The organism is uncultured Allobosea sp. (assembly GCF_945956895.1).
In the GTDB taxonomy this organism is placed as follows: domain Bacteria; phylum Pseudomonadota; class Alphaproteobacteria; order Rhizobiales; family Beijerinckiaceae; genus Allobosea.
In genome coordinates, this window is sequence record NZ_CAMFJF010000146.1 from 1 (window position 1) to 3,458 (window position 3,458).

The window sequence follows — 3,458 nt, forward strand, 5'->3', positions numbered from 1 at the left end:
TTCTCCTCGCGGGCGACGAAGCGGGCCCAGTGCTCGAAATCGCCGAGATCGCAGCGCTCGCGCACATAGGCCTCATCGATCAGCCCTTCGGTGACGACGACATGGCTGAGCGCATTGAGCAGCGCGACATTGGTGCCGGGCCTGAGCGGCAGGTGGTAATCCGCCTTGATATGCGGCGACTGCACCATGTCGATCCGGCGGGGATCGGCGACGATCAGGCGGGCGCCCTCGCGGATGCGCTTCTTCATGCGCGAGGCGAAGACCGGGTGGCCGTCGGTCGGATTCGCGCCGATGATGAGGATGACGTCGGATTTGGCGACGGACTTGAAGTCCTGCGTGCCGGCCGAGGTGCCGAGCGTCGTCCGCAGGCCATAGCCGGTCGGCGAATGGCAGACGCGGGCGCAGGTATCGACATTGTTGTTGCGGAAGGCGGCGCGCACCAGCTTCTGGACGAGGAAGACCTCCTCGTTGGTGCAGCGCGACGAGGTGATCGCGCCGACGGATTCACGGCCATACTTGGCCTGGATGCGTTTGAACTCGGAAGCCGCGTAGTTGATCGCCTCTTCCCAGGAGACTTCGCGCCAAGGATCGGTGATCTTCGCCCGGATCATCGGCTTGGTCATACGGTCGGTATGGGTGGCATAGCCCCAGGCGAAGCGGCCCTTGACGCAACTATGGCCCTCGTTCGCTTTGCCGTCCTTGTAAGGGACCATGCGGATGACGCGGTCGCCCTGCATCTCGGCCTTGAACGAGCAGCCGACGCCGCAATAGGCGCAGGTCGTGACCACCGAATGCTCGGGCTGGCCATGCTCGATGACCTTGTTCTCGATCAGCGTCGCCGTCGGGCAGGCCTGCACGCATGCGCCGCAGGAGACGCATTCGGATCCCAGGAAATCGGTCGGCCCTGCCGCGACGCGGGACTCGAAGCCGCGGCCCGTGATCGTCAGCGCGAAGGTGCCCTGCACCTCCTCGCAGGCCCGCACGCAGCGATTGCAGACGATGCATTTCGACGGGTCGTAGGTGAAATAGGGGTTGGAGGTATCCTTCGCGAGCCAGTTCTCGTTGACCGCGCCGTCCTTGCCCTTGGCGAAGACGTGGTTCTCGCCCTCGTAGCCGTAGCGGACCTCGCGCAGGCCGACGGCGCCGGCCATGTCCTGCAATTCGCAGTCACCATTGGCCGAGCAGGTCAGGCAGTCCAGCGGATGGTCGGAGATGTAGAGCTCCATCACGCCCTTGCGCAGGCTCGACAGATTCTCCGACTGGGTGCGGACGACCATGCCCTCTTCCGCAGGCGTGGTGCAGGAGGCCGGCGTGCCGCGCCGCCCCTCGATCTCGACGAGGCAAAGCCGGCAGGAGCCGAAGGGTTCGAGCGAGTCGGTGGCGCAGAGCTTCGGGATCGCCGTTCCCATGCTCATCGCCGCCGCCATAACCGAGGTGCCGGCGGGTACCGTGACGCTCTGGCCGTCGATGGTCAGCGTCACCGTCTGCTCGGAGAGGCGGATCGGCGTGCCGTAGTCGATTTCCTTGATCAGGGCCATCCCAGCCTCCTCACTCGGCCGCCAGAGCAATTTCTTGCCGTGGGCTGGGAGTACGGTCGAAATCCTCGGGGAAATGGTTGAGCGCGCTCAGCACCGGCATCGGCGTCAGGCCGCCCATCGCGCAGAGCGAGGCGTCGGTCATCAGCTTGGAGAGATCGCGCAGCACGGCGATGTTCTTCGGCCGCTCGACGCCCGCGATGATGCGGTCCATCACCTCGACGCCGCGCGTCGCCCCGATGCGGCAGGGCGTGCACTTGCCGCAGCTTTCCTTGGCGCAGAATGCGAAGGCGAAGCGCGCCTGCCGGGCCATGTCGACCGTATCGTCGAACACGACGATACCGCCATGGCCGAGCATGGCGCGCATCGTCGCGAGCGCCTCGTAATCCATCTGCACGTCGAGTTGTTCGGCCGTGAGATAGGCGCCGAGCGGCCCGCCGACCTGTACGGCCCGGATCGGCCGCCCCGAGAGCGTGCCGCCGCCCATGTCCTCGACGATCTCGCGCAAGCTGATGCCGAAAGCGAGCTCGAACAGTCCGCCACGCTTGACGTTGCCGCCGAGCTGGATCGGCAGCGTGCCGCGCGAGCGGCCCATGCCGTAATCGGCATAGGCCTGCGCGCCATGGTCCATGATCCAGGGCACGGCAGCGAAGGAGAGCACGTTGTTGACGATGGTCGGCTTGCCGAACAGGCCCTGCAAGGCCGGCAGCGGCGGCTTGGCCCGAACGATGGCGCGCTTGCCTTCGAGGCTTTCGAGCAGCGAGGTTTCCTCGCCGCAGATATAGGCGCCGGCGCCGAGCCGGACTTCGAGATGGAAGGCGTGGTTCGAGCCCATCACCGAGGCGCCGATCAGCCCGGCGGCTTCGGCCTTCACGATCGCACGCTGGAGCGTGCGATAGGCATGCGGATATTCGGAGCGCAGATAGATGTAGCCGCGCGTCGCCCCGACCGCGATGGCCGCGATCGCCATGCCCTCGATGGTGAGATAGGGGTCGCCTTCGAACAGCATGCGGTCGGCAAAGGTGCCGCTGTCGCCCTCGTCGGCATTGCAGACGATATATTTTTGCTCCGCCTTGGCGTCGTGGACGGTCTTCCACTTGATGCCGGTCGGGAAGCCGGCGCCGCCGCGCCCGCGCAGGCCCGATGCCTTGATCGCTTCGACGATCTCGCCGCCGGTGAGCGCCAGCGCCTTTTCCAGCCCCTTGAAGCCGCCATGGGCGCGGTAATCGGCGATCGAGAGCGGGTCGATGACGCCGACGCGCTCGAAGGTGAGGCGCTGCTGGCGCTTCATCCAGTCGAGTTCTTCGGTCTTGCCGAGGCGCAAGGCGTGCGCGCCGCCCGAGACGAAGCCGGCATCGAACAGCGAAGACACATCCTTCGCCGCAACCGGCCCGTAGGCGATCCGGCCTTCGGCCGTCTCGACTTCGACCAGCGGCTCCAGCCAGAGCAGGCCGCGCGAGCCGTTGCGGATGATCTCGACGGCAAGCCCGCGTGCTGCCGCTTCGCCGGAGATGGCCTGCGCGACGGCTTCCGCGCCGACCGAGAGGGCGGCAGCGTCGATGGGAACGAAGATGCGGACGGCGCTCATGACTGCGCCCTTCCGTGCTGGCAAAGCCCGGCGATGCGGGCGGCGTCGACGCGCCCGATCAACTCGCCATCGACCAGGGCCGAGGGGCCGAGCGCGCAATTGCCGAGACAATACACCGTTTCGACGATGGCGTCGCCGGCGCGGTCCCCGTCGACCGTGATGCCGTGCTCGCGGGCAAGCGCGTCGACCACCGTCTCGCAGCCGAGCGACTGGCAGGCTTCGGCGCGGCAGAGCTTGATCGTGCGGGCCGGCGGCGGGGCGGTCCTGAAGTCGTGATAGAAGGAGATCGCGCCATGGATTTCGGCGCGCGATAGGTTCAGCGCCTCGGCGATCAA

The 3,458-nt window shown here is 66.9% G+C and carries 3 protein-coding genes; all 3 read right to left on the reverse strand.

Annotation, left to right across the window (positions count from 1 at the left end; translation table 11 throughout):
- Positions 1 to 1,538: molybdopterin-dependent oxidoreductase (locus Q0Q02_RS23510; RefSeq protein ID WP_293813220.1), on the reverse strand; the 1,538-nt coding region annotated here is incomplete at its 3' end.
- A gap of 10 nt (positions 1,539 to 1,548) precedes the next feature.
- Positions 1,549 to 3,123 carry an NADH-quinone oxidoreductase subunit NuoF gene (locus Q0Q02_RS23515; protein WP_293813221.1) on the reverse strand — a complete coding sequence of 525 codons (1,575 nt, stop codon included), beginning with the start codon at positions 3,121 to 3,123 and terminating at the stop codon, positions 1,549 to 1,551.
- On the reverse strand, positions 3,120 to 3,458 hold a 339-nt coding region (locus tag Q0Q02_RS23520; protein ID WP_293813223.1), incomplete at its 5' end, for an NAD(P)H-dependent oxidoreductase subunit E. The genes Q0Q02_RS23515 and Q0Q02_RS23520, both read right to left, overlap by 4 nt.

Coding starts and splice junctions, on each gene's coding strand:
- Q0Q02_RS23515 (WP_293813221.1), bottom strand. CDS start 3,123: ATGAGCGCCGTCCGCATCTTCGTTCCCATCGACGCTGCCGCCCTCTCG.